Origin of the sequence: Streptomyces cyanogenus (genome assembly GCF_017526105.1) — a bacterium.
Classification (GTDB): domain Bacteria; phylum Actinomycetota; class Actinomycetes; order Streptomycetales; family Streptomycetaceae; genus Streptomyces; species Streptomyces cyanogenus.
The window spans coordinates 1,547,398-1,572,325 of the sequence record NZ_CP071839.1 but is presented as its reverse complement, the minus strand read 5'-3'; the positions used below and the strand labels follow the sequence as shown (position 1 = coordinate 1,572,325).

The window sequence follows — 24,928 nt, the reverse complement described above, 5'->3', positions numbered from 1 at the left end:
GCTACCTACAAAAGCACCGGAGGACCCATGGCGTTCGGCTGGATCGACCAGCAGGCCGAGGCGCGCCGCCGCGCCGGACTCGTGCGCACCCTGCGCCCGCGCCCCGCCGACTCGCCGCTGCTGGACCTGGCGAGCAACGACTACCTGGGCCTGGCCCGCCACCCCGAGGTCACCGAGGGCGCGGCCGCGGCCGCCCGGACCTGGGGCGGCGGCGCCACCGGTTCCCGGCTGGTCACCGGCACCACCGGGCTGCACACGGAGCTGGAGCGCGCGCTCGCGGACTTCTGCGGGTTCGAGGCGGCCCTGGTGTTCTCCTCCGGGTACGCCGCCAACCTGGCCGCGGTCACCGCGCTCGGCCCGCACGGCTCGCTCATCGTCTCCGACGCGGGCAACCACGCCTCCCTCATCGACGGCTGCCGGCTCGCCCGTGGCGAGCGGCAGGTCGTCGGGCACGCCGATCCGGAGGCCGTGCGCAAGGCCCTGGCCGCGCACGAGGGCCCGGCGATCGCCGTGTCCGACACGGTGTTCTCCGTCGACGGCGACAAGGCCCCGCTGGCCGAGGTGGCCGCGGCCTGCCGGGAGCACGGTGCGGGACTGGTCGTGGACGACGCGCACGGACTGGGCGTACTGGGTGACGGCGGCCGGGGCGCGCCGTACGAGGCCGGGCTGGCGGGCGCCGAGGACGTGGTCGTCACGGCCACCCTGTCCAAGTCGCTGGGCAGTCAGGGCGGTGTGGTGCTGGGCCCGGCCCGGGTGATCGACCACCTGGTCAACGCGGCCCGGACGTTCATCTTCGACACGGGGCTGGCGCCGGCGGCGGCCGGTGCCGCGCTGGCGGCGCTGCGGCTGCTGGAGCGCGAGCCCGGCCGGGCGGCGCGGGCCCGGGAGGTGGCCGCGGAACTGCACGGGCGGCTGACCGCCGCGGGTCTGGAGGCGGTGCGTCCGGACGCCGCGGTGGTCTCCGTGCGGGCTCCGTCCCCGGAGCAGGCGGTGCGCTGGGCGGCCGACTGCCGTACGGCGGGACTGGCCGTGGGCTGTTTCCGCCCTCCCTCCGTGCCCGACGGCATCTCCCGGCTGCGGCTGACCGCCCGCGCGGACCTGTCCGGGGCGGAGATCGAACGCGCTGTACGAGTCATCGGCGAAACGCGACCATGAGTCGGCGTGACACGGCCGCGTGTCGCCCGCATGCGGTCAGGTACTGATCGATTTTGATCAGAGTGCGGTCAGGAAGCCCGTCCAGCTCGCGAGGGAGAAGAGCAGGGCGGGCCCGGACGGCTGCTTCGAGTCGCGCACGGCGAGCAGTCCGGCCCCAGGGCCGGAGCGCGGCCGTGCCGTCTCCACGCAGTTGTTGGCTCCGGTGCTGTAGCTGCTGCGCAGCCAGCGCACGTCGTGCAGGTCGGTACTGGCAGGGACGTTCCGAGGCAGGGCTGACATGGTGCCTCCTTACGCGCCGTCACCTATCCCGGCGATGTAGTCCAACGATTCCTCGGGGGAAAGGGCGTGGAACTGAAGGGCGTTGAAGGCCTCGGAGTAGGCCATCAGGTCTTCTTTCCGTTCCAGGTAGAGGCTACTCGTCAACTGGTCGAGAACAACCACATCCAGATCAGAAGTGCTCGGAAATGAGAAGATAACGAAAGGCCCGGTGAGGCCGACATGCGCTCCCGCGGCGAACGGCAGGACCTGCAGCCGTACCTGGGGCAGGCGCGCCGCCTCCATCAGCCGCTCCAGCTGCCGGTTCATCACCCCCGGACCGCCCACCTCGCGGCGCAGCACCGCCTCGTCCAGTACGGCGCTCAGCACCAGCGGCGGGTTCGAACGGAGTACGTCCTGCCTGGCCAGACGGACCTCCACCAGCGCGTCCAGGCGCTCCTCGTCCAGGTCCTTCACGGCCGCCCGGGTCACCGCGCGGGCGTACTCGGCGGTCTGCAGCAGCCCGGGCACGACCGTCGTCTCCAGGGTGCGCATGACGCTGGCCTGCGACTCCAGGCTGATGAAATCGCGGTACGTGGGCGGCAGCACCCCGCGGTAGGCGTGCCACCAGCGGTGCCGGCCGCCCGCGTCCTCCGACCCCGCCAGCATCAGCAGCAACTCGCGCAGATGTCTGTCCCGCACCCCGTAGGCGTCCAGCAGTAACCGCAGATCGGCCGGTTTCACGCCGCTGGCGCCGGTCTCGATACGGCTCACCTTCGACTGGTGCCAGCCGACCAGCCGGGCCGCGTCACCGCTCGTGAGCCCAGCGCCGGTACGCAGCGTGCGCAGTTCGGCGCCCAGTTTGCGGCGCCGCACCGCCGGACCGTTCTGCATGGGCTTCTCCTTACTCCTTCCGGGCCGCCCGAATACGCTCTCGCGTCGTAGAGTTCACCGCTTCGGGCGACAGATATATGCATATCTTGGTGGATCGCACCCCGTGGCGGCCCGTTGATGGCACGCTGGCGAACAAGCACCAGTCCGGGACCGTACTCGAACCCTCCGCCGTCTGTCGGACCGCGGTCCCGTGGGAAAGGGACGACGTCGCCATGGCAGACCATCTGGAAGCATCCGTCACTCTGCCGAGCGATCCCGCCTCGGTCTCCGCCGCCCGCGCCTACGTCGTGGGCACCCTCGCGGAGTGGGGCCTGCCGTCCGACACCGAGACGGCCGACACCGTCCGGCTCATCGTCTCCGAACTCGCCACGAACGCCGTACAGCACACCTTCGGCCAGTCACCCACCTTCACGGTCGATGTCGCGCTGCACCATGACGAACACCTGCGCATCGGCGTCACGGACAGCCATCCCCGCTTCCCGAAGAGACTGCCCGCCGCCGTCCAGCAGGACAACGGGCGCGGCCTGGTCATCATCCGCTGGCTCACCGCCGAGTGCGGCGGCAGACTCCGTATCCGCCCCACCCGCGAGGGCGGCAAGACCGTCTCCATCGAACTCCCCTGGAGCCTCCCGGCCGCACCGGTCCCGGCGGGCCGCCCGGAGTAGCCCTCCGGACGGAGCCACGCCGGTGCCCCGGGCCCCCATGGGACAGGTGACGCACGGCAGTTTCCCCGAGGCGTCGGCCCACATCGGGAACCTGTGGCCGCCGACCGGCGCACTCAGCCGCCCGTGCTTCTCCCCGCCCGCCCGAACGCCCCCCGCAGCAGCGCGCGAAAGGCGTCCGCGGCCGGATTCGTCTCCTCTGCGCGGTACGCCACCGAGATCGTGCGCCGCAGCCGGCCGCCCTCCAGGGGCCGCATCCCCACCGGCGTGGTCGCGGTCCGCGCCACCATCTCCGGTACGACGGCCACCCCGAGCCCGGCACTGACCAGCGCGCACACCACGGCGTACCCGGGCGTCGGCACCAGCAGCGCCGGCGTGGCGCCCACCTCGGCGAGCAGCGCCTCGATCTCCCGCCGGGCCTGGTGGTGCGGCGCCATGCTGATCAGCGGCTGGCCGGCCAGCTCCGCCAGCGGCAGCCGGGACGCGGCACTGCCGAGCGCGTGCCCCGGAGCGGTCACCAGCACCAGCTCCTCCACCAGCACCGGCTCCAGCCGCACCGCCGCCGGCACCGGGACGGGTTCGGCCGGGTGGTACGTGTGGGTGAGCGCGAGGTCCACCTCGCCGGCGGCCACCGCCGTGACCCCGGCCGGGGGGTCGTAGTCCGCGACCGAGAGGCGTACGTCGGGATGCGCCCGCCGGAACGCGCTCAGCGCCGGCGGCAGCAGATGCACCCCGGCGGTCGGGAAGGTGCCGAGCCGCAGCGCGCCGCCGGTGAGCCCGGTCAGCCGCGCCAGTGCGTGCCGGGCCCGCTCCAGCTCGTCGAGCACACACCGGGCGTGTGCCACCAGCACCTCGCCCGCCTCGGTCAGCCGGGCCCCGCGATGGTGGCGCACCAGCAGTGCCGTGCCCGCCTCCCGCTCCAGCTTGGCCAGCTGCTGGGAGAGGGCGGGCGGCGTGTAGCCGAGCCGGTCGGCGGCCCGGGTGATCGAGCCGGCCTCCGCGACCGCCACCAGCGCGGCCAGGCGCGTCGGGTCGTACATGCCGCCAGGCTAAAGCATTGCTTAAGGCCTGCCCAGTGAAGTCGACATACCTGCTGAAGGCTCGCGCGGGGCAGGCTGGGCGGCATGGACGGACAGCTCATCGCCTTCACCGGCATCGCCGCGGGCCTGGTCGCCATGCCGGGCGCGGACTTCGCCGTGGTCGTACGCAACGCGCTCGTCTCGCGCCGGGCCGGGGTGGTCTGCGGGCTCGGCATCGCCGGCGGGCTCCTGGTGCACACCACGCTGGCGGTGGCCGGCGTCGCCGCCGTCCTGGTCGCCGTACCCACGCTGTTCCGGGCGCTGCAACTGCTCGGCGGCGCCTATGTGCTGCACCTCGGAGTGCGCGCCCTGCGGGCCCTGCGGCGGCCCGCCGCGGCCCCCGAGGAGACCGCGGCCGGAACCGCCCACCCGCTCCGGCAGGGGTTCGTCACCAACGTGCTCAATCCGAAGGCCTCGCTGACCTTCCTGAGCCTGCTGCCCCAGTTCGTGCCCGCGGGCAGCCCCGCCCTGCCCCGGACCCTGCTGCTCGCGCTGATCGTGTGCACGCTGGCACTGGTCTGGTTCCAGCTGGTCGCCCTGCTGGTGGAGCGGCTCGGCAGGTGGCTGCGCCGGCCCCGGGCCGCCCGAGGGCTTCAGGCGGGCACCGGGGCGGCGCTGACGGCCCTGGGAGCGGCCCTGCTGCTGGAGCCGCTCCTGGCCTGACGGCAGGTCAGCTGACCCGGCCGTACCAGACGCTCTTCGTCCAGATCTTCTGGAGCTTCACCACGTCCCCGGTCTTCGGGGCGTGCCAGATCTTGCCGTGGCCGGCGTAGATGCCGACGTGGTAGACGCTGGAACCCGAGTGGAAGAAGACCAGGTCGCCCGCCTTGCGGTTGCGGGCGGAGATGTGGTGCGACTTGTTGTACTGCTGGGCGGCGGTGCGCGGCAGCTTCTTGCCGGCCTTCTTGTACGAGTAGAGCGTCAGCCCCGAGCAGTCGAACCTGCGCGGTCCGGTGGCTCCCCAGGCGTACGGGGCGCCCTTCTTGGAGGCAGCGATCTGGAGTGCTTTCGTCGCCGTGGTCGCGGCGGAGGCGTCGGTGGCGAGACCGGGCACCGCGATCGAGCCGCCCACGGCGGCAAGGGTGAGGGCCGAGGCCGTGCCGGCCCGGGCCATCAGCGACGGGACACGATTGAGCGCAGTCATGCGCAACCCTTCGTCAGCCGCCTGTGAAGGATGACCTGTCGGATTCGGGCTGGCGAAGTTGCCCGGCCGCGTTGCCGCGGCTTCACCCCAAGGGTTGCTCGGAGCCTGACGCCCGTCCGTGTCGAACAGACGCACATCCGGTCCGGCGACCCGTCTTGCTTGGGTCCTCCACTCCTGCCGATCCACTCCTGTCGACCGGTCATCCGGGCGGCGGCAGGACTCGGCGTCCGCCCGGACCGCCCCGCCGCGGTGGCGGGGGCTTGTCGTCAGACAGGGATCTTGACTCACGACTGTCCGAAAATCCCAATGGAATCGGGGATTTGTGGTGTTACTCACCACTCACCCGTTCGGGTGGACACTGCTCCGTTCGAGCCTCCGTCAACTTCCGGACGTACCCCCCGACCTGGGGCGAAGCACCTTTCCGGCGGCCCATGGACCCGCGCGCCGTGCAACTCGGGAGGCCCGGAAAACGATCTGCAACTACCCGGTCGGCGGTACGTCGTTCGGGGCGTTTGGCGTGCCGTCCGAGCGGCGCGTGTCGACGCCGGGTACCCGGCGGGCCCCGACCGGCGTCCGCCTCAGCAGACGCCGTCCGGCGGGAGCGCGACGCGAGCGACCCGGCGCTCACCGTCCAGCACCCGCAACGCCCGTGCCAGCGTGTCCCCGTGCAGCTCCGCCTCGCCCCGCTGGTGCATCAGCGCGAGCGCGTCCCGCAGCTCTGCCGCCTTGCGCACCAGGGCCTGGGCCGCGCGGAGCCCGTGGTAGGTGTCCCCGGACCGGGCCGGATTGATACGGCCCAGCAGGTCCACCGCCTCCAGGTAACGGTCGATCAACTCGCCCTCGGCACGGGTCAGCGCGGGCAGCGGCGGAAGGTCCGGCAGCATGGGCGGCTCACCTCGCGTCCGGTGCGCCGGGCGTGTCCCGGCGGCCGGGCACGATGCCGTCCACCAGACCGTAGGCGACGGCCCCGGCGGCGTCCAGGACCAGGTCACGCTCGAGGTCCGCGTGGACCTGTTCGGGCGTGCGCCCCGTGTGCCGGACGAGCATCCGCTCCAGCGTCGCCCGGGTCCGGAGCAACTCCTCGGCCTGGATGAGCAGGTCGCTGGGCTGGCCGCGCACCGGTTCGGGCAGCGCGGGCTGCTCGATCACCATGCGGGCGCCGGGCAGCGCGAACCGCTTGCCCGGGGCGCCGGCCGCGAGCAGCACCGCGGCGGAGGCGCCGGCCTGGCCCAGGCAGTAGGTCACCACGTCGCAGCTGACGTACTGCATGGTGTCGTAGATCGCCGCCATGGCGTCGAAGGAGCCGCCCGGCGAGTTCACGTACAGCGTGATGTCCCGGTCCGGCGCCGCGTGTTCCAGGTACATCAGCTGCGCGGTGACATCGCTCGCCGCCGCGTTGTCGACCGGTGTGCCGAGGAAGACGATCCGGTCCTCGAAGAGCTTCGCGTACGGGTCGAGTGTGCGGACGGCGTTCCCGGTGCGCTCGCTGAACTCGGGCAGCACGTGTCGGGCGGCCGGTCGGTGCATGGACATACCCCTCCTCATGACGAAGCCCCGGAGGGCTCGACTTCTGTAAAAAATGTACAGGACGTACGTGACGTTAGAATGGGGGTATGGCCTACGAGATTCCGGTGACGCAAGCCAGGGCTGAACTCGCCGACCTGATCAACCGCGTCGTGTACGGCGGTGAGCGCGTCGTCGTGACCCGGCACGGCAAGCCGCTGGTCGCGTTGGTCTCGGCCGCCGATCTGGAACGGCTCGACGCGCTGGACGAGCCGGCCGACGAGCAGATCATCAGCTCGGTGTCCCGCGTCCGCGAGGCCGGTTCCGTACCCCGCGACCAGCAGCGCTTCGGGATCGCGGCGGAGCACCGGAGGCCGGGCGCGTCCTGAGCCGCCCGTCTCGGCGGGAACCCATCGGCCGGTCATGGGCCGATCAAGGTCTGGTTAACGTCGCTGAAACTCCGGCGTTCTAGCCTGCCGAACCACGCCACCAGGGGTTTTTCTGCCCGGGTTGACGAAGATCCGGCAATTTGTCTGTGTGTTACACCTGTCCCCGTCGCGGTGGCTGCGGCAACCGGACCCCGCACGGTCCGGAGCAAGAACTGTGAGGTGGGACGTGCAACTGACCCCGCACGAGCAAGAGCGGCTGTTGATCCACGTGGCGGCCGACGTCGCCGAGAAGCGCAGGGCCCGCGGGCTCAAGCTCAACCACCCGGAAGCGGTCGCCCTGATCACGTCGCACATCCTGGAGGGCGCGCGCGACGGCCGCACCGTCGCCGAGCTGATGTCCTCCGGCCGCAAGATCCTGACCAGGGACGACGTCATGGACGGTGTCCCGGAGATGATCCACGACGTCCAGGTGGAGGCCACCTTCCCGGACGGCACCAAGCTCGTCACCGTCCACGAGCCGATCATCTGAGGGGGCCGCGATGATTCCCGGAGAGATCCTGTTCGCGGACGACCCCGTCGTCTGCAACGAGGGCCGCGACGTCACCCGGCTGACCGTGCTCAACGCCGCCGACCGGCCGGTCCAGGTCGGCTCCCACTACCACTTCGCCGAGGCCAACCCGGGCCTGGAGTTCGACCGCGCCGCCGCCCGCGGCAAGCGGCTGAACGTCGCCGCGGGCACCGCCGTCCGCTTCGAGCCCGGCATCCCCGTGGAGATCGAACTCGTCCCGCTGGCCGGCGCCCGGACCGTGCCCGGACTGCGCGGCGAGACCGGAGGTGCCCTCGATGCCTGAGATCTCCCGCGCCGCCTACGCCGACCTGTTCGGCCCCACCACCGGCGACCGGATCCGGCTCGCCGACACCGACCTGCTGATCGAGATCGAGGAGGACCGCTCCGGCGGACCCGGCCACTCCGGCGACGAGGCGGTCTTCGGCGGCGGCAAGGTCATCCGCGAGTCCATGGGCCAGTCCCGCGCCACCCGCGCCGAGGGCACCCCCGACACCGTGATCACCGGTGCCGTCATCGTCGACCACTGGGGCATCGTCAAGGCCGACGTCGGTATCCGCGACGGCCGGATCACCGCCCTCGGCAAGGCCGGCAACCCGGACACCATGGACGGCGTCCACCCGGATCTCGTCATCGGCCCCGAGACCGAGATCATCGCGGGCAACGGGCGCATCCTCACCGCCGGCGCCATCGACGCGCACGTCCACTTCATCTGCCCGCAAGTGGCCGACGAGGCGCTGTCCTCCGGCATCACCACGCTGGTCGGCGGCGGCACCGGGCCCGCCGAGGGCTCCAAGGCCACCACCGTCACCCCCGGCCCCTGGCACCTGGCCCGGATGCTGGAGGCGATGGAGGCCTACCCGGTCAACGTCGGCTTTCTCGGCAAGGGCAACACCGTCAGCCACGAGGCGATGCTCTCCCAGATCCGCGGTGGCGCCGTCGGCCTGAAACTGCACGAGGACTGGGGCTCGACGCCGGCCGTCATCGACGCCGCGCTGACCGTGGCCGACCGCACCGGCATCCAGGTCGCCATCCACACCGACACCCTGAACGAGGCGGGCTTCGTCGGCGACACCCTCGCCGCGATCGCGGGCCGGGGCATCCACTCGTACCACACCGAGGGAGCCGGCGGCGGCCACGCCCCGGACATCATGACGGTCGTCTCGCAGCCGAACGTGCTGCCCAGCTCCACCAACCCGACCCGGCCCTTCACCGTCAACACGACCGAGGAACACCTCGACATGCTGATGGTGTGCCACCACCTCAACCCGGCCGTCCCCGAGGACCTCGCCTTCGCCGAGTCCCGGATCCGCCCGTCCACCATCGGCGCGGAGGACATCCTGCACGACCTGGGTGCGATCTCGATCATCTCCTCCGACTCCCAGGCCATGGGACGGGTGGGCGAGGTCGTCCTGCGGACCTGGCAGACCGCGCACGTCATGAAACGCCGGCGGGGCGCGCTGCCGGGCGACGGACGTGCCGACAACCACCGGGTACGGCGCTATGTCGCCAAGTACACGATCAACCCGGCGCTCGCCCAGGGCCTCGCCGCCGAGATCGGCTCCGTCGAGACCGGCAAGCTCGCGGACCTGGTGCTGTGGGAGCCCGCGTTCTTCGGGGTCAAGCCGCTCCTCGTCATCAAGGGCGGCCAGATCGCGTACGCGCAGATGGGCGACGCCAACGCCTCCATCCCCACCCCGCAGCCGATCCTGCCCCGCCCGATGTACGGCGCGATCGGCCGGGCCCCCGCGGCCAACTCCGTCAACTTCGTGGCCGGAGCGGCGATCGAGGACGGGCTGCCGGAGCGGCTGGCACTCGGCAAGCGGTTCGTGGCGATCGAGTCCACGCGCGCGGTCACCAAGACCGACATGCGCGAGAACGACGCCCTGCCGGACGTCCGGATCGACCCCGACAGCTTCGCCGTGCACATCGACGGCGAACTGGTCGAGGCCACGCCGGCCGCCGAACTGCCCATGGCCCAGCGTTACTTCCTCTTCTGACGGCGGCGTGATGTCACGGGCAGCACTCCTGGTCCTGGCCGACGGCCGCTTCCCCGCCGGCGGGCACGCGCACTCCGGCGGGGCGGAGGCCGCCGTCAAGGCCGGCCACATCACCGACGCCGCGAGCCTGGAGGATTTCTGCCGGGGCCGGCTGCACACCACTGGGCTGGTCGCGGCAGCCCTCGCGGCGGCGGCCGTGCTCGGCGCCGACCCCGCCGGGCTGGACGCGGCGGCCGACGCCCGCACGCCGTCCCCGGCGCTGCGGACCGCTGCGCGGCGCCTGGGCCGGCAGCTGCTGCGGGCCGCCCGGGCGACCTGGCCGTCCGCCGAACTCGACGCGCTGGCCCGGCGGTTCCCCAAGGGCGCCCATCAGCCGGTGGTGCTCGGACTCGCCGCCCGTGCGGCCGGACTCGGGCCCGAGGACGCGGCGCACTGCGCGGCGTACGAGAGCGTCAGCGGGCCGGCGACGGCCACCGTGCGGCTGCTGAGCCTCGACCCGTTCGACGCGACCGGGGTCCTCGCCCGGCTGGCCCCGGAGCTGGACCGCGTCGCGGACGCCGCGGTGGAGGCGGCGCGGAGGGTGGCCGACGAGGGCACCGACGCCTTGCCGGCGGCCTCGGCACCGCTGCTGGAGGTCATGGCCGAGCTCCATGCCGCCTGGCCCGTGCGGCTGTTCGCGTCCTGACCTCACCCATCCGCCCTCCTGACCTCACCCATCCGCCGCCTGGCCTCGCACCCGGCCGTGCCGCCTCGCACCCCCGTCGTCCCGGCCTCGCACCCCCGCGGTCCTGGCCTCGCCCGCCCGCCACCACCCACTCCCTCGGACGAACAGTGGCCCTCTCGGCACCGGGTCACTCGCACAAGGAGCCGTACATGCACCTCGATCACGCCCACTCCGGTCCCGCCGCCGTCGGCGCGGACGCCCACCGTCCCGACGGGACCCGCCGTGCCCTGCGCATCGGGCTCGGCGGCCCAGTCGGCTCCGGCAAGACCGCCACGGTCGCCGCGCTCTGCCGGGCGCTGCGCGACGAGTTGTCCCTCGCGGTCGTCACCAACGACATCTACACCCGCGAGGACGCCGAGTTCCTGCTCCGGGAGGCCGTGCTGCCGCCCGAGCGGATCACCGCCGTCGAGACGGGCGCCTGCCCGCACACCGCGATCCGCGACGACATCTCCGCCAACCTCGAAGCCGTCGAGGACCTGGAGGACGCGGTGGGCCCGCTCGACCTGATCCTCGTGGAGTCCGGCGGCGACAACCTCACCGCCACCTTCTCCAAGGGGCTCGTGGACGCCCAGGTCTTCGTCATCGACGTGGCCGGCGGCGACGACATCCCGCGCAAGGGCGGCCCCGGCGTCACCACCGCCGACCTGCTCGTCGTCAACAAGACCGACCTCGCCCCGTACGTCGGCTCCGACCTCACGCGGATGGCCGCCGACGCCAAGGCGCAGCGGGCCGAACTCCCCGTCGTCTTCCAGTCCTTGCGCGGCGAGAGGGGTGTCGCGGACGTGGCCGCGTGGGTCCGCGAGCGGCTCGCCGCGTGGACGGCGTGACCGTCACCGGGGTCCGGGCCGGCGCCCGGATCGTCGCCCGCGCCGACGGCCGCGGCGGTACGGCCCTGCCCGTCCTGGACGGCGAGGGCCCCCTGGCGCTGCGCCGCACCCGGTCGACCGGACCCGGGACGAAGGTCATGATCGTCGGTGCGATGAGCGGACCGCTCGGCGGCGACCGCTTCACGCTGTCCGCCCGGGTGGAGGAGGGCGCCCGGCTGCACGTCGGATCGGCCGCCGCCACCCTCGCCCTGCCGGGCCAGACCAAGGGCGAGGCGCGCTACGACGTCCGCCTCGACGTGGCCGGCGGAGCCGAACTGCACTGGCTGCCCGAGCAGTTGATCTCCGTCGAGGGCAGTGACCTGTACGTCGCCACGCGGGCCGAACTCGGCGCCGGTGCCCGGCTCGTGCTGCGCGAGGAGCAGGTGCTGGGGCGGACCGGTGAGCAGCCCGGCCGGCTCACCAGCCGGCTGACCGTGCGGGTCGCGGGCCGCACCGTGCTGGACCAGGAGCTGTCCTGCGGCCCCGGCGCCCCGGGCGGCTGGGACGGTCCGGCGGTGCTGGCCGGGTATCGTGCGGTGGGGCAACTCGTGGTCGTGCGGGAGGAGTTCGCGCGGTCGGCGGTCGAGGCGCAGGTGCTGGGCGAACGTGCGGCCCTGATTCCGCTGGCCGGCCCGGCGGTCCTGGTCAGTGCCGTCGCGCCGGACGCCTTGCGACTGCGACGGATCCTGGACGAGGCGCTGACCAGGCTCAGCTGACGGTTCGCCGCCCGAACATGATCATCCGGTTATCGGATTGGTAAAGAAGCCCGGAAAACCCTGTTCCCAGCGGCCTCACAGCCGAGAGGATCCCCGCCTGACCACTCACAGCGAGGTACGGGGAGGGGCCCACTTGAGGGACAACAGACCGAAGAGCCGCCTGCTGGCACTCGGTTCCGCCGGAGCGCTTGTCACCGCCACCCTGATCGCCGGCGTCGTGTCGGCGCCCACGGCCGGTGCCGCCGGGCGGACCGCGCCGGACCGGGAGGCCAAGGGTGCGGAGATTGCCGCCGCCCGCGCCGCCAAGGCAGGCGTCAAGTGGCACGACTGCCCGGACGACTGGGGGCTGGAGAAGCCCATCCAGTGCGGCTGGGTCAGCGTGCCGCTCGACTACGCCCACCCCTACGGCAAGCAGATCAAGCTCGCCGTGGACCGCATCGGCAACACCGGCACCAAGAAGGAGCGCCAGGGCGCGCTCATCTACAACCCGGGCGGCCCCGGCGGCTCCGGCCTGCGCTTCCCGCGCCGGGTCACCACCAAGAACGCCCTCTGGGCGAACGTCGCCAAGGCCTACGACTTCGTCGGCTTCGACCCGCGCGGTGTCGGCCACTCGACGCCCATCTCCTGCGTCGACCCGCAGGAGTTCGTCAAGGCGCCGAAGATGGACCCGGTGCCGGACAGCCAGGCCGACAAGACCGCGCAGCGCAAGCTGGCCCGCGCGTACGCGGACGGCTGCGCCAAGCGCAGCGGCGCGATGCTGCCGCACATGACCACGCCGAACACCGCCCGCGACCTGGACGTCATCCGGGCCGCGCTGGGCGAGAAGAAGCTCAACTACCTCGGCGTCTCCTACGGCACCTACCTGGGCGCCGTCTACGGCACCCTCTTCCCGGGCCACCTGCGCCGCATGATCGTGGACAGCGTCGTCGACCCGTCGCGGGAGAAGATCTGGTACCAGGCCAACCTGGACCAGGACGTCGCCTTCGAGCGCCGCTGGAAGGACTGGCAGAACTGGGTCGCCGCCAACGACGCCGCCTTCCACCTCGGGACCACCCGCGCCGCCGTCCAGGCCAAGTGGCTGGAGCTGCGGGCCGCCGCGAAGAAGCACCCGATCGGCGGGGTCGTCGGCCCGGCCGAGCTGATCTCCTTCTTCCAGGGCGCGCCGTACTACGACTCCTCGTGGGTGCCGGTCGCCACCGTGTTCAGCAAGTACTTCGCCGGTGACACCCAGGCGCTGGTCGACGCCGCCGCCCCGGACCTGTCGGACACCGCGGGCAACATCTCCGCGGAGAACAGCAACGCCGTCTACACGGCCGTCGAGTGCGCCGACGCCAAGTGGCCCACCAGCTGGCGGAAGTGGGACCGGGACAACACCCGGCTCAACAAGGACTACCCGTTCCTCACCTGGGCCAACGCCTGGATGAACCTGCCGTGCGCCACCTGGTCGGCCAAGCAGCACACGCCGGTCGACGTCACGACCCACAAGGGCCTGCCGAAGGTCCTGATCGTGCAGTCCACGCGCGACGCCGCCACCCCGTACGACGGCGCCGTCGAACTGCACAAGCGCTTCAAGGGCTCCCGCCTGATCACCGAGAAGAACGCGGGCTCCCACGGCGTGACCGGCCTGGTCAACCCCTGCATCAACCAGCGCGTCGACGCCTACCTGCTCGACGGCACGCTGGACGGCAAGGACGTGACCTGCGCCCCGCACGCCACGCCCAAGCCGTAACCCCACCCGTACGGTGACGAGGGGCGGCCGGACTCTTCCGGCCGCCCCTCTGCCGTGCCCCCGCTAAGCGGTGCGCCAGGCGTCCTCCGCCGCGTAGTCGAACAGGTCCGGATAGACCTGCGCGAGGAGCGGGAAAGCCGCCCGCCAGTCCCGCCCGCGCAGCGCACCGGTCAGCCACTCCACCGTCTCCGGCAGGGTCTCGGCGTACGACACCACCGGCCGGTAGCCCAGTTCCCGCTCGGCGGCGGACATGTCGAACACCACCGGCCGCGGCACCGACCACGGAGTCCGGCCGACGGAACCGGCCGGCGGCCCGTCGAGGTACGCGGTCCGGGTCTCCACCCCCATCACGGCGTCGATGGCCGCGCCGATGCCGGCGACCGTCGGCGCGTCCCCGTCACAGGCGTTGAGCACCCGGGAGCCCGGCCGGGCCGCCGCCAGCCGTACCAGCTCGGCGATGTTCCGGGCACTCGAAGGGTGGAACCGGCTCTCGCCCCGGTGGGCCAGCACCCGGTCACGCCGCCCGTCCAGATTCCGCTTCACGAAGTACAGCTCGCGCGGCAGCGGGCTGTACGGCCCGTGCACGGCCCCCGCCCGCAGCACCGTCACCGGCAACTCGCTGCGCACCGCGAGGAGTTCACGCTCCATGGCGACCTTACGGGTGCTGTAGGTGGCCTCACCGGGAGCGACCGTCGGCTGTGTCTCGGCCACCGGCACCGGATAGTCCGGGAAGCCGTCCGGCTCGCCCAGGGTGTCGAAACCGCGCCCCGCCCCGTCCTGGTACACGGACACACTGGAGATCACCACCGCCGAGCCGATCCGGTCCGTGAGACCCGTCAGCTGCCGTGCGTGCCCGGCGTCGTAGGCGACCACGTCGACCACCAGGTCGCAGCCGTCGCCGACCACCGCGGCCAGGGCCGCGTCGTCGGCACGGTCCAGCCGGACCGTCCGCACCCCCTCGTCCCACGCCGTGTCCCGGCCGCCGCCGCGCGAGGCGGCCGTCACCGCCCACCCGTCCCGCGCCAGCGCCTCCACCACCGGACGCCCGATCTGCCCGCTCGCCCCGATCACCACAGCTGTCCTCATGCGGCGAGCCTAGGCACCGGGCTCCGCCGTGACGTCTTCCTTCTGCCGACGGCAGAGGTCAGACGAGTGGCGCCCGCGGGAACCTGCGCTTCGCGTTCTGCTCCGCCACCTGCCGTTCCTTGACCACCGCCGCGTACTCGTCGACGTACTCCTGCCCGGACAGCGTCAGGATCGCGTAGACGATCTCGTCGGTGACCGCCCGCAGCACGGCCTTCTCGTTCTCCAAGCCGGCGTAGCGGGAGAAGTCCAGGGGCGCGCCGAAGCGGATGGTCACCGGGCGGATCCTGGGGACGACCTTCCCGGGCGGCTGCGCCTCGAACGTGCCGATCATCGCGCAGGGCACCACCGGCACCCCCGCCTTGAGGGCCATCACGGCGACCCCGACCTTGCCCTTGTACAGCCTGCCGTCGTGCGAACGGGTGCCCTCCGGATAGATGCCGAGCAGTTCACCCTTGCGCAGTACTCCGAGGCCCTCGCGGATCGCGGCCTGTCCCGCCTCCTTGCCCGAACGGTCCACCGGGATCTGCCCGGCGCTGCGGAAGAAGAACGCGGTGAGCCGGCCCTTCACCCCCGGCCCGGTGAAGTACTCCGCCTTGGCGAGGAAGGTGATGCGGCGCTTGAGGATCGCCGGCATCAGGAAGTGGTCGGAGAAGGACAGGTGGTTCCCGGCGATGATCGCCGGCCCCGACGCGGGCACGTGCTCCAGGCCTTCGATCCGCGGACGGAAGACCAGTCTGAGCAGCGGACCCAGGAAGACGTACTTGAGCAGGTAGTAGAACACGGCTCGCTCCTCTTCTCACCGGGTCCCGTGAGAACCGGTATCGCCCCAGGTCAGACAGGTACCCAGGGCATGGGCTCGGGGTACCTGTGCTCATCTGTAACCATGTTCGGCCGGTCTCATGCTGGCCCGGTGCCGCATCAGCTGATGGATGGTCAGCGTGGGGATCGCGCGGCGGTTGCGGTGGCGGAGGCGTCCGAGGGCCGATCCGGGTGGAGCACATGCGCAACACGCCTGCTCTGTAACGGAATTGCGTTAGGCGACGATGTCGACACCGCCGTGCTGTATGTGTGGTGCACCGTACTGTCGTGGGTCGTCTATGGACGGGGGAGCGATGACGCATACGACGGCATGCCCCGGATGCGGTCGGGGCACAGCGACATGGTCCACGCGCTGCGGCGCGTGCGGTACGCCCCTGAACGCCCCGCAGCCGGCCGCCGTGCGGACCAAGCCGCCTGCCGCCGCGCCGCTCGCGGCTCCGGGACCCACCACGTGGGGCGGCGGACAGCATCAGATCCCCGCGATCCGGTGGGGCGGCGGCCAGGACGTCACCAGATATCTGTGCGCGGCCGCGTACCTGGATCGCGCGTATGCCGAGCTGCTCATCAAGCAGATCGCCGCGGAACCCCACCTGGGGGTGGGGGCGGCCCCGGCATGCGATGTGTCCGTGGTGCTCCGCCACGCCTACGCTGCCAACGCGCGCCGCCACCAGCGGGACCTCCTGCTCACCCCGCTGTGTGTGCTCGCCCTGCTCTTCTTCTTTTGGGCCTACGACTCCGGGGTCACCATGCTGGTGCTGTTCCTGGCCTGGATGACCGTGTTGGCCTTCGAACTGTCGACCCGATACGGCAGCCACCTGCAGAGTCTGCGTCCGAACCGGTTCGACCCGGCGGCCGCGCCCCCGCCGCGCAACGCCGGCATCGCGACCCGGCTCGCTCAGATCAGTGCGTACGCCGGCGGAAACACCACGGTGTACAGCGGCTATTCCCCCTTCGTCGGTTACGGGGTCCCTCTCGACACATGGTCCCTGACATTCGACGTCACTGCCCCGGGCCCACTGGGAGGCACTCCGCAGGACTTCGACGTGACGGAGCTCTACGACCAGGTCGCCAGGCGCCTCGGCACGCTGGCCCTGCCCTGTCTGGAGATCGAGGAACGGCTCTTCGTCGAGGGATCGACGGTCCTGGGGGATCCCCGATTCCTTGCCGACCCACTCGGCAGGCCCGTGCCACGGGTGGGTCGGGCCCAGATGGATCAGTTGAAGCGTGCGCCCGAAGAAGGCGCCCGCCCCTATCTGGCCGTGCACTCCACGGGCTGGGGCGGTGAACTGGTCACCTCGCTCTTCCTCCGTTTCGTCCGGTCCGACTCCAACTTGTGCGTGGAAGCGGCTCAGACGGTGTTGTTCCCCCTGGACGACCGCTACCGGATCATCGACACCCTCATGCCCCGGCCCTCCCTGCGCGAGGTGGGGAAGCTGCTGTCGGCGACCCTGGCCAGCACCCTGTTCGTCCTGCTGGCGTCACCGGTACGCGCGGTCACGGGCTTCTCCCCCGACTATTGGATCACGTGGCGCGTGCGGCGGCAGAACAAGCAGATCACCTCGCTGCGCCGGTTCGACTACGGAGCACGGTGGGGCGTGCGTCAGCAGGCCGCCACGACCCGTCATCAGCGCCACTTCCAGAAGACCGACAGCGGCCTCGCCCTCAAGATGATCGAGAGACGTGCCCTGGACGCGCTCATCGAATTCGCCGAGGCGCGAGGCATCGACGTGAGCGAACTGGTCCAGCGCCAGCAGTTGATCGTCAACAACGGCATCATCGCGACGGGCGGGGCGCAGGTGGCGTCCAACTCGATCGCCTCGGGAACGCACTCTCGCATCTCCATGCGTCTGCTCAACAAGATCCCGCTGGTGAACACGGACTGATGTCAGGACAGGTGCGGGCGCCCCGGAAGAGAAGGTATGGAGGAACGGAATGAACAGCAATTACGGGATCACCGCGACCGGCGGTTCACATGTCGCCGGGAACGCCGTCGCCAGCGGCGCGAACGCGAAGGCCGACGTCCGGGACAGTGGCCCCGCACGGTCCGAGGAGGACCGGAGGCTCACGCCTCAGGAGATCGGCGACCTGCTCGCCCAACTGATCGAGGAGCTGCGCCGGTCCGAGCATCCCGGCTCCGCCGACCTGATCGAGGCCGCACAGGACGCGCGCGAGGAACTCGACTCGGAGGCACCGCGTGTGGGCAAGCTGAAGCTGTTCTCGCGGGCACTCGTGGACGCGGTGCCGGGGGTCACGGCGCTGACCTCCCTGGCCACGACGATCCAGCAGGCCATCCACAGGTTGTAGCCGGGCCGGCCCGAGTGTGGCCTACATGTCGCGAAGGCCGTGCTTCTTCCAGATGGCCTTCCCGCACAGCACGGTTCCGTCGCCGGGTTTCCAGAGGCGGTCGTTCCCGCAGGCGTCGTCGGGAGCGCCGCCGGGGAACACGTTCGTGAGCCGGACGGTGTACTGGTACTTGTCGGGGATGTTGGCGTCGCAGGGAGTGGTGGCGTTGAAGTACATCGAGAGCTTCTCGCCGTCGGCCTCTGCGAACATGCACTGGCCGGTCACGTAGTTGCGATCGAGACAGAGATTGGTGTCGGAGTAGTCGCTGTTGCTGTGGTACCAGGTCATGTCGTCGGAGGTGCAGGTGCCGTCCTCGATCGACGTGACACGGAAGTAGGCGTCGGTGTCGGAGCAACTGGTCGTCGTCGGCGTCGAGGAGGACCAGGACCCGTCCTGGTAGTAGTCACTGAGGCAGTCGCCGCGGGAAACCTCGCTGAATGCCAGGTCCTCCGCGCTGGGGGGAGTGGTGCTGGGGTCGGCCGCCGCCGCGCCGCCACTGTCGCTGCTGCTCGCGTCGCCGTAGGAGCCGACGCTCGGGTCCTCCGACGTCTCGCTGGTGTCGTCCCAGGAGACGGTGGGCTGGGGTGAACTGTTCGACGCGGAGCTGGAACCGCCGTCCGAGTGCGTGGCCACGAACGCGACGATGATCACGATCACGGCGACAACGGCAGCGAGTCCCGTGAGCACGGATCCGTTGACACCGGTGGGGTTTCCCGCCGGACCCCGCACGGACCCCGTCGGGCTCCCTCCGCCGGGGCTGCCGGGTGAGGATGTCCGGGGCCCGTGGTGGGCCCTGCCTCGGACACCAGGCGCCTTGGCCGGGACGGTCGACGCGGTGGGGGCGGCCGCGCGGAGTTGCTCGGTCCATGCGGCCGGGGTCGGTCTGCGGGCCGCGTCGGGGTTGAGGCCGGCGCGGGCGAGGTCGCCGAGTGCCGGGCTGAGCGCGGTCAGGGCGGCGGGGTCGGTGGTGGTCTGATCGCGGGCGAAGAGCCGGATGGCGAGCAGCGCGAGCTTGTACACGTCACTGGCGCGGGTGGCCTTCTCCTCGCCTGCGAGGACCTGCCAGTCGGGTGTCTCGGCCTGGGGCAGCACGGTGGCGCCCCGCACGCGCATGGCGTCACAGTCGATGAGGAAGCACTGAGGCTGGGGGGCTGTGGTGAAGAGCAGGTTCTTGGGTGAGAGGTCGCCGACCGTGATGCCGAGGCGGTGCAGGTGCGTGAGGGTGGCCGCCAGGTCGGCCAGGATCTCCAGCCGGTCGCGTTCGCTGATGGTCAGGCCGATCCCTGCGACGTACGCATCGTCGTTGAGCAGGTATTCCAGGTTGGCCAGGCGCTTGGTTCCGGTGGACGTGCCGGCCAGGCTCCGGAAGGCGAAGCGGAAGGGGTCGGGCACGGCACGCATGAGGAAACCGCAGGCCTGGCCCTGTCGTTCGACCACCGCCGCGGGCCAGGCGGTCCTGTCGCACAGCCACCGGCCCTCATCGGCGCTCAACTCGCCGAGCAGGCCCACCTGCGATGCGAGTGCGGCCGCGTCGAGGTCGGGCAGCACGGCGGTGGCGTATTCCTTGTAGGCCACGTCCCAGCCGCCGTTCTCGGCCTCGTTGATCTTCTTGTTGGTCACCTGATGGACCGTGCCCTGGCCGCCTTGGCCCAACTGGCGCCCCAGGGCGAGCGTGCCGCGTTCGACCACCGGTAACGGCTTGGGGGTCATCGTGGCTCCGTCGCGGCGCGTGGCCAGACGGCCAGCAGGGTGCGGTCGTCGTCGAAGGTCTCCCGGGAGAAGTCCAGCAGGTGTGCCAGCCACAGCGTGGGCGGCGGGGAGGCGAGATGGCGGGCGAACAGAGCACCGACCTGGCCGTCACCGTCGCCGAGCGGATCCCCGAAACCGTCCGTGCCGATCAGCAGCACCTGACCGGAGTCCAGAGTTGCGCTGGTGTGTTCCAGCGCATCGGGGACATGGGGCAGCGGCGTCACCTCGTTCGACACCACCAGCGCATCGGAGGCGGTCTTCGAGCCGAACAGCGGCTGATACCGCGAGCTGGGTGGGTCCAGGACCCAGGCTCCCGAGTCCCCGATACGGAAGACCTCGGTCACGGGCCCCGCAGGATGGGCGCGCACCACGCCGGCTACGAGCGTCGTCGCGTACAGGCCCGCCACCTCGCTCGGCTCGGGCTCCTTGCCGTTCAGACGCCACTGGGCGAGCTGCCGCAGTCGCTCGGCGGCATGGCGGGCCACATCCTGAAAGGACAAGCCGCTGTCGTCCTGCGAGAGCTGGTGGAGCAGCATTTCGATGGAGGCCCGGCATGCCTCGACGGCGCCGAGCTCGGAGTTCGCGGCACTGGAGACGCCGTCGGCCACTGCGAAGACGACATGGCCCGTGGGCCCGTGCACCGCGGCACGCGCGGCATCCTGTCGCGGCTGGCGGTAGTACCGGTGTTTGGCGCCACGCACCGAGGCAAAGCGCAGTGACAACAGGTCGGTTGACCAACCGTCACATTCGGTGTCGGGAAAGTCGAAGTCGTACTGGCCGGGCGGCCGTGCCTCGAACTCGGGGCCGGGCACCCCCACCGCGACCCGTTGCCAGGGCGCGGGCCCCGGCGCGGCCACGGGAGCGACCCCCGATGCCGCGGGCTCGCCGCCGCTCGCGAACCTCACTAGCCCACCTCGTCGATCGCCATGGTGAACTGGTCCGGCCGGTTCACCACCAGCTGCGGACTGCCCGAGTTCAGTGCCTGTCCCGAGGCGACCAGGCTCGCGGTGAGCGCATGGAAGAACTCGGCGATGGCACGGCCGATGTCGGTCCCCGGCTTGGCGACGAAGGCGAACTCCTCGCGCGTCGCGACCTCGACCATCGTGTGCGCCTGGGCATCGCCGATGCCGCAGGCCACGATGTTCGGTGCGGCCGGCGTGGTGGCCCGGTCCGTCAGCCTGGCATGGGGCTGACGCCAGGCCCCACCGTCGGTGGGCTGCCCGTCGCTCAGGAAGAACACCACCGGACGGTGCACCTTGTACCCTTCACCGCGCAGCCACTGGACGTCGGACGGAATCCGGTCCAGCAGATCGTCGAACACCGCTTCGTAGTTGGTCAGGCCCCGGATGCTGACCCGGGGCAGGCTGGTCTCGGTACGCATGTCGGCCACCGCGAGGCGCACCTGCACGTCATCGGAGAACCCGAGCACGGCCAGCCGGAGCTTGGCCGCGATCATCGGCTCCGCCCGAAGGCCTTCGCACAACGACACCAGGCCATTCGACAAGTCCTGCCGGTACGGTCCCATCGACTGCGACTCGTCGGCCAGCACATAGGCCGGCAGCAGTACGCCCCTGGTCTCCGCCATTGGGTTCGGTCTCCCCGTTGTGTGGTGTGCCGTGCGGTGCCGGAAGTGTGTCGGGTTGGGTGAACTCCTATAAGTACCACGCGAGTTGAAGTATGTTCCGGCGATGGGTGCATAGGCTAGCGATACGGGGTGGAGTTTCGGTGGGGAATCACTCCTGGAGCAACGAATCCGACGGGCCGAAGCTGCCCACCTGGCAGCAGACACCCCGCGCCGTGCCACCGCCCCAGGGGCGGCCCGTGCCGCTGCCACCCACCCGGTCCGGAGCAGGCGGAGCTGCCGGTCGAGGCGGGCCGACCGGGGCCGCCACGGGTGCGAAGTCTCCACCGGGCACGGGTGGACCGCCGCCTCCGGCCGGGACGAGGGGATCGACGTGGTCCGGTCCGGCGGCGCCGCAGTCCGCACCACCGCTGTCGCCGGGGCCCGGACCGGCCCCGGGACCGCCACCCGGACCATCGCACCGGCCGGGGTACGGGACCGGCACCTCCGTGGCCACCGTGCTCACGCACGGCACCGGCCGCTGGGTCGTGCTCGTGGCGTTCGCCGCGGTCGCCGCCCTCGTTGCGGCACTGCTGACCTGGCGCGGCTCCGGGACGTCGCCCACCGATCGCCGGGCGCCGTTCGCCACCGCCCTGGTGGACCTGGCCCTCCAGCAGGGCGTGCGGTACCGCACGGCGACCGACGGGGCCGGCTGGACGGAGGCACGGGTCACCACCACCGGTGAGGCGCTCGGCGAGGCACCGTACGCCGGGACCCGTGTCCAGACGCTGACCGTGGGCGGGACCACCTACGTCAAGATGCCCGACCCCCTGCCCGCCGCTCTCGGTGGTGCGGACGGCCGGACGGATCTCGCGGGCAGGTGGGTGGCCGGGGCCGCGAAGGCCGATGCCGCGAGCGGTGCGACACCCCGCGCCGGAATGAGCCCCACGACGCTGGCGAACGCACTGCTCAAAGCGGTCGACAGCGCGAGCACGACCCTGCCGGACCCCGAGGCCACGCCCGTGAGTGTCGACGGCGTGCCCGCGCTGAGGGCCGCCACCGCCCAGGGCGATGTGTACGTCTCGAAGGCGCGCCCCCACCGCTTCCTGGAATTCGTACCGCGGACCTCCCCGAGGACCGGGCAGAGCCTCACGCGAGCCGCCATGCAACAGGCCGTCGCGCACGAGCCGGCCGCCGCGAGCCGCCTCGCCGCCCGGGCGAGCGCACCGCCTCCCGGGGCCTTCACGACATCCGCGTTGTCCGGACCGGAGAGCAGAGCCCTGAGGAGTGAGATCCGGGCCCGCACCGCGCAGTTGTCGGGTGCCCTGGATGCCGGCGTCACGGCACGTCTGGAGGAGCAACCGCAGGTGAGCTGCTCCGCCACCGGATGCGAGGTGGGCAGCCACATCACCGGTGTGTTCCCCAGCCGCGAAGCCAGGAAGCGGATCACCAGCGGACGGGTGACCGTCGAGCTGACGGCGACAGTGACGATCGAGGGCCGGCCGGCCGGCACCTGCACCGCCACCGAGGAACTGCCGCTTGACAGCACCGGCGACATCACCTGCAGTGCCGCGGACGCCGGCGCGGTCTTCGCCGAACGGGAGGCCGAGAAGAAGCAGCAGGCGGAGTCCGAGTCCCGGGCCCAGGGCGGGACGCCCGTTCCCTTCGACCTCCATTACACCGCCGACACCTACGTCCGCGTCCTGGCACAGGTGGACGTGGCGGCCGTACAGCAGGCGCTGGAGCAGGAAGAGGAACTGACCCGGGAAGCACCGGCCCCGGCCGATGTGGTCGAACGGGCGGCGCCGGCCCAGGACGACGACGAGGCTCGGGACTGCACCCGTTCCCGCCCGGACAAGGCGGTCGACAACGGTGCCGGCTGGATCCTCAACACCCTCGGCACCAATCACCGCAGCGAAACCGGTCAGGCCTGCCTGAAGAACCCACCCAACAACAGCAGCAGGGAAGCCAAGACCGACCCGGTCGGCTATCGGGAGGCCCAGGCGAAGGTGCGCAGCCTCGGCCGGGAGCCCGAGGCGGATCTGGCGCGCTGTCACATCGTCGCGGCACGCTTCGGAGGGTCGAACAAACTGGCGGCCAATCTGAGCCCGTGCGGCCAGCTCGTCACCAACAACGGCCCACTCGGGATGTCGGCGTTCGAGAACCAGGTGGCCGAGGAACTCGCACGCCAACCGTCCGGTAGCGTCCGCTACCTGGTGGAGCCGTTCTTCGCGTCGGCCCGGAGCAGCATTCCCAAGGGGTTCGTGATGATCGCCATCGCCTACACCCCTGACGGGTTCCCGAACGAGGTCGTCTCGCGATCGGTCCTGAACGTGGTGGAGTCGGCCGGCGGCACCCTGACGAACCTGGGCGACTGAGGCCGACCGCGTCCCTCGTCCGCTGCGACCCCGCCGCCCGAAGGAGTGGCTCGGCCTCGGCCCACCGGCCGCACCCCGGCGTGCCCCCGCACGCCGGCCGCATCCGGCCCTCGTACGATGTCCCCGATGACCGGCACCCGAGCACACGCCCAGCGACCGCCCCGGCGGCGGCACCGCGCGCTGCTCGTGGTCGCCCTGCTGGCCGGGCTGCTCGGCATGCACGCCCTGGCACCCGGCGGGGGCATCGCACACGCCGGACACGCCCCGGCCGCGCACACTGCGGTGAGCGTCACCGCGCCGGACGACTGCCCGGACGGTGCCGGTCACTGCGGCGGCCACCGGCTGCACCACGCCGACCCCAGCTGTGCCTCGGGCGCGCTGGACGGCGGCCCGCAGCTGCCCGCGCCGGCCCCGGACCCGGTGGCCGTCGTCGCACCGGCCCCCCGCCCGTGCCCCGGTCCGGCCACCGCCCCGGACGGCGCCCGCGCCCCGCCCGATCTGGCGGAACTCCAAGTCCTGCGGATCTAGAGGCCGCCCCGGCCGCCGCCCTGCCACGGCGCAGGTGCCGCGGTTGTGCGCACGCGTGCCCGAAATCCCCTCAGAACAGCAGGAGTTCCCCGTATGACCATCCGTACCCTGACGCGCCGTGCCGCCCTCGCCGCGGTCGCCGTGACCGGAGCCCTCGTCCTGGCCGCCTGCGGCGGCGACAACGACGGCACCGGGGCCGGCCACACCGGCCACGGCTCCTCCGCCACCGCGGGCGCGCCGGCCACTCGGAGCGCGTCGGCCGCCGCGCACAACGCCCAGGACGTCTCCTTCGCGCAGGGCATGATCCCGCACCACCAGCAGGCCCTGGAGATGGCGAGGCTCGCCGCCGGCCGGGCCGCCTCGGCCCGGGTGAAGGACCTCGCCTCGCGCATCGAGAAGGCCCAGGACCCGGAGATCCGCACCATGACCGGCTGGCTGACGTCCTGGGGCGAGGACGTCCCCATGGCCGGCATGGGCCACTCCGGCCACACCGGGATGCCCGGCATGTCCGGGATGATGAGCGAAGCCGGCATGACGGCCCTGAAGAAGGCCACCGGCAAGGACTTCGACACCAGGTTCCTGTCGATGATGGTCGACCACCATGAGGGCGCCGTCGAGATGGCCACCACCGAGAAGGCGAAGGGCGAGTACGGCCCCGCCAAGACCATGGCGGACGCCATCGTCACCGCGCAGAACGCCGAGATCAAGGAGATGAAGCAGCTCCTCGGCAGCCGGTGACGGCACGGCGGGCGGGGGCCGGTGCCGCCACCGGCCCCCGCCCGC

The 24,928-nt window shown here is 71.7% G+C and carries 27 protein-coding genes; 16 read left to right on the top strand and 11 right to left on the bottom strand.

The annotated features are described in order from the left end of the window. The first annotated feature begins 27 nt into the window (after positions 1 to 27). Positions 28 to 1,155 (top strand): 8-amino-7-oxononanoate synthase, encoded by a 1,128-nt coding sequence (locus tag S1361_RS06945; protein WP_208030962.1) that lies wholly within the window; start codon positions 28 to 30, stop codon positions 1,153 to 1,155. A 57-nt stretch (positions 1,156 to 1,212) separates the two neighbouring features. On the opposite strand, the gene S1361_RS06940 is transcribed toward S1361_RS06945, so the two are convergent. Then, on the bottom strand, positions 1,213 to 1,434 hold the full coding sequence (locus S1361_RS06940) for a DUF397 domain-containing protein (protein ID WP_208030961.1): 222 nt from the start codon (positions 1,432 to 1,434) through the stop codon (positions 1,213 to 1,215). A 9-nt stretch (positions 1,435 to 1,443) separates the two neighbouring features. Next, positions 1,444 to 2,304 (bottom strand): helix-turn-helix domain-containing protein, encoded by an 861-nt coding sequence (locus tag S1361_RS06935; RefSeq protein WP_208030960.1) that lies wholly within the window; start codon positions 2,302 to 2,304, stop codon positions 1,444 to 1,446. 212 nt (positions 2,305 to 2,516) lie between these two features. Between S1361_RS06935 and S1361_RS06930 the strand changes: the two genes are divergently transcribed. Further along, positions 2,517 to 2,969: an ATP-binding protein gene (locus tag S1361_RS06930; protein ID WP_208030959.1), complete on the top strand. Its 453-nt coding sequence runs from the start codon at positions 2,517 to 2,519 to the stop codon at positions 2,967 to 2,969. A gap of 113 nt (positions 2,970 to 3,082) precedes the next feature. On the opposite strand, the gene S1361_RS06925 is transcribed toward S1361_RS06930, so the two are convergent. Next, the gene (locus S1361_RS06925; RefSeq protein WP_208030958.1) at positions 3,083 to 4,006 is read right to left on the bottom strand and encodes a LysR family transcriptional regulator; all 924 of its coding nucleotides are present in this window, start codon (positions 4,004 to 4,006) and stop codon (positions 3,083 to 3,085) included. A gap of 84 nt (positions 4,007 to 4,090) precedes the next feature. On the opposite strand from S1361_RS06925, the gene S1361_RS06920 reads away from it, so the two are divergent. Further along, the gene (locus tag S1361_RS06920) at positions 4,091 to 4,708 is read left to right on the top strand and encodes a LysE family translocator (protein WP_208030957.1); all 618 of its coding nucleotides are present in this window, start codon (positions 4,091 to 4,093) and stop codon (positions 4,706 to 4,708) included. Between the two features lie 7 nt (positions 4,709 to 4,715). Here the strand turns inward: S1361_RS06920 and S1361_RS06915 are convergent, their stop codons facing one another. The 3 genes from S1361_RS06915 to S1361_RS06905 all read right to left on the bottom strand — a co-directional run bounded on the left by S1361_RS06915 (position 4,716) and on the right by S1361_RS06905 (position 6,716). Then, positions 4,716 to 5,189 (bottom strand): C40 family peptidase, encoded by a 474-nt coding sequence (locus S1361_RS06915; protein ID WP_208030956.1) that lies wholly within the window; start codon positions 5,187 to 5,189, stop codon positions 4,716 to 4,718. A 578-nt stretch (positions 5,190 to 5,767) separates the two neighbouring features. Then, complete coding sequence (locus S1361_RS06910; RefSeq protein WP_208030955.1) at positions 5,768 to 6,073, bottom strand: hypothetical protein; 306 nt, start codon at positions 6,071 to 6,073, stop codon at positions 5,768 to 5,770. Between the two features lie 7 nt (positions 6,074 to 6,080). Beyond that, on the bottom strand, positions 6,081 to 6,716 hold the full coding sequence (locus S1361_RS06905; RefSeq protein WP_208036507.1) for an ATP-dependent Clp protease proteolytic subunit: 636 nt from the start codon (positions 6,714 to 6,716) through the stop codon (positions 6,081 to 6,083). An 86-nt stretch (positions 6,717 to 6,802) separates the two neighbouring features. Between S1361_RS06905 and S1361_RS06900 the strand changes: the two genes are divergently transcribed. The 8 genes from S1361_RS06900 to S1361_RS06865 all read left to right on the top strand — a co-directional run bounded on the left by S1361_RS06900 (position 6,803) and on the right by S1361_RS06865 (position 13,681). Next, complete coding sequence (locus tag S1361_RS06900; protein WP_208030954.1) at positions 6,803 to 7,081, top strand: type II toxin-antitoxin system Phd/YefM family antitoxin; 279 nt, start codon at positions 6,803 to 6,805, stop codon at positions 7,079 to 7,081. Between the two features lie 226 nt (positions 7,082 to 7,307). Further along, positions 7,308 to 7,610: an urease subunit gamma gene (locus S1361_RS06895; protein WP_208030953.1), complete on the top strand. Its 303-nt coding sequence runs from the start codon at positions 7,308 to 7,310 to the stop codon at positions 7,608 to 7,610. A 10-nt stretch (positions 7,611 to 7,620) separates the two neighbouring features. Beyond that, the gene (locus tag S1361_RS06890; RefSeq protein WP_208030952.1) at positions 7,621 to 7,932 is read left to right on the top strand and encodes an urease subunit beta; all 312 of its coding nucleotides are present in this window, start codon (positions 7,621 to 7,623) and stop codon (positions 7,930 to 7,932) included. Then, positions 7,925 to 9,646: an urease subunit alpha gene (locus S1361_RS06885; RefSeq protein WP_208030951.1), complete on the top strand. Its 1,722-nt coding sequence runs from the start codon at positions 7,925 to 7,927 to the stop codon at positions 9,644 to 9,646. Before S1361_RS06890 ends, S1361_RS06885 begins: the two co-directional genes overlap by 8 nt. A 10-nt stretch (positions 9,647 to 9,656) precedes the next feature. Beyond that, positions 9,657 to 10,331 carry an urease accessory protein UreF gene (locus S1361_RS06880; protein WP_208030950.1) on the top strand — a complete coding sequence of 225 codons (675 nt, stop codon included), beginning with the start codon at positions 9,657 to 9,659 and terminating at the stop codon, positions 10,329 to 10,331. Between the two features lie 188 nt (positions 10,332 to 10,519). Continuing rightward, positions 10,520 to 11,197 (top strand): urease accessory protein UreG, encoded by a 678-nt coding sequence (gene ureG, locus S1361_RS06875; RefSeq protein WP_208030949.1) that lies wholly within the window; start codon positions 10,520 to 10,522, stop codon positions 11,195 to 11,197. Next, entirely contained in the window at positions 11,194 to 11,952 is a 759-nt protein-coding gene (locus tag S1361_RS06870) for an urease accessory protein UreD (RefSeq protein ID WP_208036506.1), read from the top strand. Before ureG ends, S1361_RS06870 begins: the two co-directional genes overlap by 4 nt. 133 nt (positions 11,953 to 12,085) lie before the next feature. Further along, on the top strand, positions 12,086 to 13,681 hold the full coding sequence (locus tag S1361_RS06865) for an alpha/beta hydrolase (protein WP_208030948.1): 1,596 nt from the start codon (positions 12,086 to 12,088) through the stop codon (positions 13,679 to 13,681). A 63-nt stretch (positions 13,682 to 13,744) separates the two neighbouring features. Here the strand turns inward: S1361_RS06865 and S1361_RS06860 are convergent, their stop codons facing one another. Together S1361_RS06860 and S1361_RS06855 are read right to left on the bottom strand one after the other, a co-directional pair. Then, the gene (locus S1361_RS06860) at positions 13,745 to 14,755 is read right to left on the bottom strand and encodes an NAD-dependent epimerase/dehydratase family protein (protein ID WP_208036505.1); all 1,011 of its coding nucleotides are present in this window, start codon (positions 14,753 to 14,755) and stop codon (positions 13,745 to 13,747) included. Between the two features lie 70 nt (positions 14,756 to 14,825). Next, entirely contained in the window at positions 14,826 to 15,548 is a 723-nt protein-coding gene (locus tag S1361_RS06855; RefSeq protein ID WP_208030947.1) for a lysophospholipid acyltransferase family protein, read from the bottom strand. A gap of 436 nt (positions 15,549 to 15,984) precedes the next feature. On the opposite strand from S1361_RS06855, the gene S1361_RS06850 reads away from it, so the two are divergent. After that, positions 15,985 to 17,469, top strand: a complete 1,485-nt coding sequence (locus S1361_RS06850; protein ID WP_208030946.1) for a zinc ribbon domain-containing protein — start codon at positions 15,985 to 15,987, stop codon at positions 17,467 to 17,469. Positions 17,470 to 17,518: 49 nt separating this feature from the next. Beyond that, positions 17,519 to 17,890, top strand: a complete 372-nt coding sequence (locus S1361_RS06845; RefSeq protein ID WP_208030945.1) for a hypothetical protein — start codon at positions 17,519 to 17,521, stop codon at positions 17,888 to 17,890. 21 nt (positions 17,891 to 17,911) lie between these two features. On the opposite strand, the gene S1361_RS06840 is transcribed toward S1361_RS06845, so the two are convergent. The 3 genes from S1361_RS06840 to S1361_RS06830 are packed head-to-tail and all read right to left on the bottom strand — an operon-like array spanning position 17,912 to position 21,227. Beyond that, complete coding sequence (locus S1361_RS06840; protein ID WP_208030944.1) at positions 17,912 to 19,639, bottom strand: protein kinase family protein; 1,728 nt, start codon at positions 19,637 to 19,639, stop codon at positions 17,912 to 17,914. Then, positions 19,636 to 20,583, bottom strand: coding sequence for a protein phosphatase 2C domain-containing protein (locus S1361_RS06835; RefSeq protein WP_208030943.1), 948 nt, complete (start codon positions 20,581 to 20,583; stop codon positions 19,636 to 19,638). Before S1361_RS06835 ends, S1361_RS06840 begins: the two co-directional genes overlap by 4 nt. After that, positions 20,583 to 21,227, bottom strand: coding sequence for a vWA domain-containing protein (locus S1361_RS06830; protein ID WP_243769109.1), 645 nt, complete (start codon positions 21,225 to 21,227; stop codon positions 20,583 to 20,585). Before S1361_RS06830 ends, S1361_RS06835 begins: the two co-directional genes overlap by 1 nt. A gap of 521 nt (positions 21,228 to 21,748) precedes the next feature. Between S1361_RS06830 and S1361_RS39040 the strand changes: the two genes are divergently transcribed. From S1361_RS39040 to S1361_RS06815, 3 genes are all read left to right on the top strand, one after another. Continuing rightward, on the top strand, positions 21,749 to 23,617 hold the full coding sequence (locus S1361_RS39040) for a DNA/RNA non-specific endonuclease (protein ID WP_243769108.1): 1,869 nt from the start codon (positions 21,749 to 21,751) through the stop codon (positions 23,615 to 23,617). A 126-nt stretch (positions 23,618 to 23,743) separates the two neighbouring features. Further along, positions 23,744 to 24,145, top strand: a complete 402-nt coding sequence (locus S1361_RS06820) for a DUF6153 family protein (RefSeq protein ID WP_208030941.1) — start codon at positions 23,744 to 23,746, stop codon at positions 24,143 to 24,145. Between the two features lie 93 nt (positions 24,146 to 24,238). Next, positions 24,239 to 24,883 carry a DUF305 domain-containing protein gene (locus S1361_RS06815; RefSeq protein WP_208030940.1) on the top strand — a complete coding sequence of 215 codons (645 nt, stop codon included), beginning with the start codon at positions 24,239 to 24,241 and terminating at the stop codon, positions 24,881 to 24,883. Positions 24,884 to 24,928 lie beyond the last annotated feature (45 nt).

Coding starts and splice junctions, on each gene's coding strand:
- S1361_RS06915 (WP_208030956.1), bottom strand. CDS start 5,189: ATGACTGCGCTCAATCGTGTCCCGTCGCTGATGGCCCGGGCCGGCACG.
- S1361_RS06945 (WP_208030962.1), top strand. CDS start 28: ATGGCGTTCGGCTGGATCGACCAGCAGGCCGAGGCGCGCCGCCGCGCC.
- S1361_RS06925 (WP_208030958.1), bottom strand. CDS start 4,006: ATGTACGACCCGACGCGCCTGGCCGCGCTGGTGGCGGTCGCGGAGGCC.
- ureG (WP_208030949.1), top strand. CDS start 10,520: ATGCACCTCGATCACGCCCACTCCGGTCCCGCCGCCGTCGGCGCGGAC.
- S1361_RS06940 (WP_208030961.1), bottom strand. CDS start 1,434: ATGTCAGCCCTGCCTCGGAACGTCCCTGCCAGTACCGACCTGCACGAC.
- S1361_RS06885 (WP_208030951.1), top strand. CDS start 7,925: ATGCCTGAGATCTCCCGCGCCGCCTACGCCGACCTGTTCGGCCCCACC.
- S1361_RS06845 (WP_208030945.1), top strand. CDS start 17,519: ATGAACAGCAATTACGGGATCACCGCGACCGGCGGTTCACATGTCGCC.
- S1361_RS06815 (WP_208030940.1), top strand. CDS start 24,239: ATGACCATCCGTACCCTGACGCGCCGTGCCGCCCTCGCCGCGGTCGCC.
- S1361_RS06935 (WP_208030960.1), bottom strand. CDS start 2,304: ATGCAGAACGGTCCGGCGGTGCGGCGCCGCAAACTGGGCGCCGAACTG.
- S1361_RS06840 (WP_208030944.1), bottom strand. CDS start 19,639: ATGACCCCCAAGCCGTTACCGGTGGTCGAACGCGGCACGCTCGCCCTG.
- S1361_RS06900 (WP_208030954.1), top strand. CDS start 6,803: ATGGCCTACGAGATTCCGGTGACGCAAGCCAGGGCTGAACTCGCCGAC.
- S1361_RS06930 (WP_208030959.1), top strand. CDS start 2,517: ATGGCAGACCATCTGGAAGCATCCGTCACTCTGCCGAGCGATCCCGCC.
- S1361_RS06880 (WP_208030950.1), top strand. CDS start 9,657: ATGTCACGGGCAGCACTCCTGGTCCTGGCCGACGGCCGCTTCCCCGCC.
- S1361_RS06905 (WP_208036507.1), bottom strand. CDS start 6,716: ATGCACCGACCGGCCGCCCGACACGTGCTGCCCGAGTTCAGCGAGCGC.
- S1361_RS06910 (WP_208030955.1), bottom strand. CDS start 6,073: ATGCTGCCGGACCTTCCGCCGCTGCCCGCGCTGACCCGTGCCGAGGGC.
- S1361_RS06890 (WP_208030952.1), top strand. CDS start 7,621: ATGATTCCCGGAGAGATCCTGTTCGCGGACGACCCCGTCGTCTGCAAC.
- S1361_RS06920 (WP_208030957.1), top strand. CDS start 4,091: ATGGACGGACAGCTCATCGCCTTCACCGGCATCGCCGCGGGCCTGGTC.
- S1361_RS06820 (WP_208030941.1), top strand. CDS start 23,744: ATGACCGGCACCCGAGCACACGCCCAGCGACCGCCCCGGCGGCGGCAC.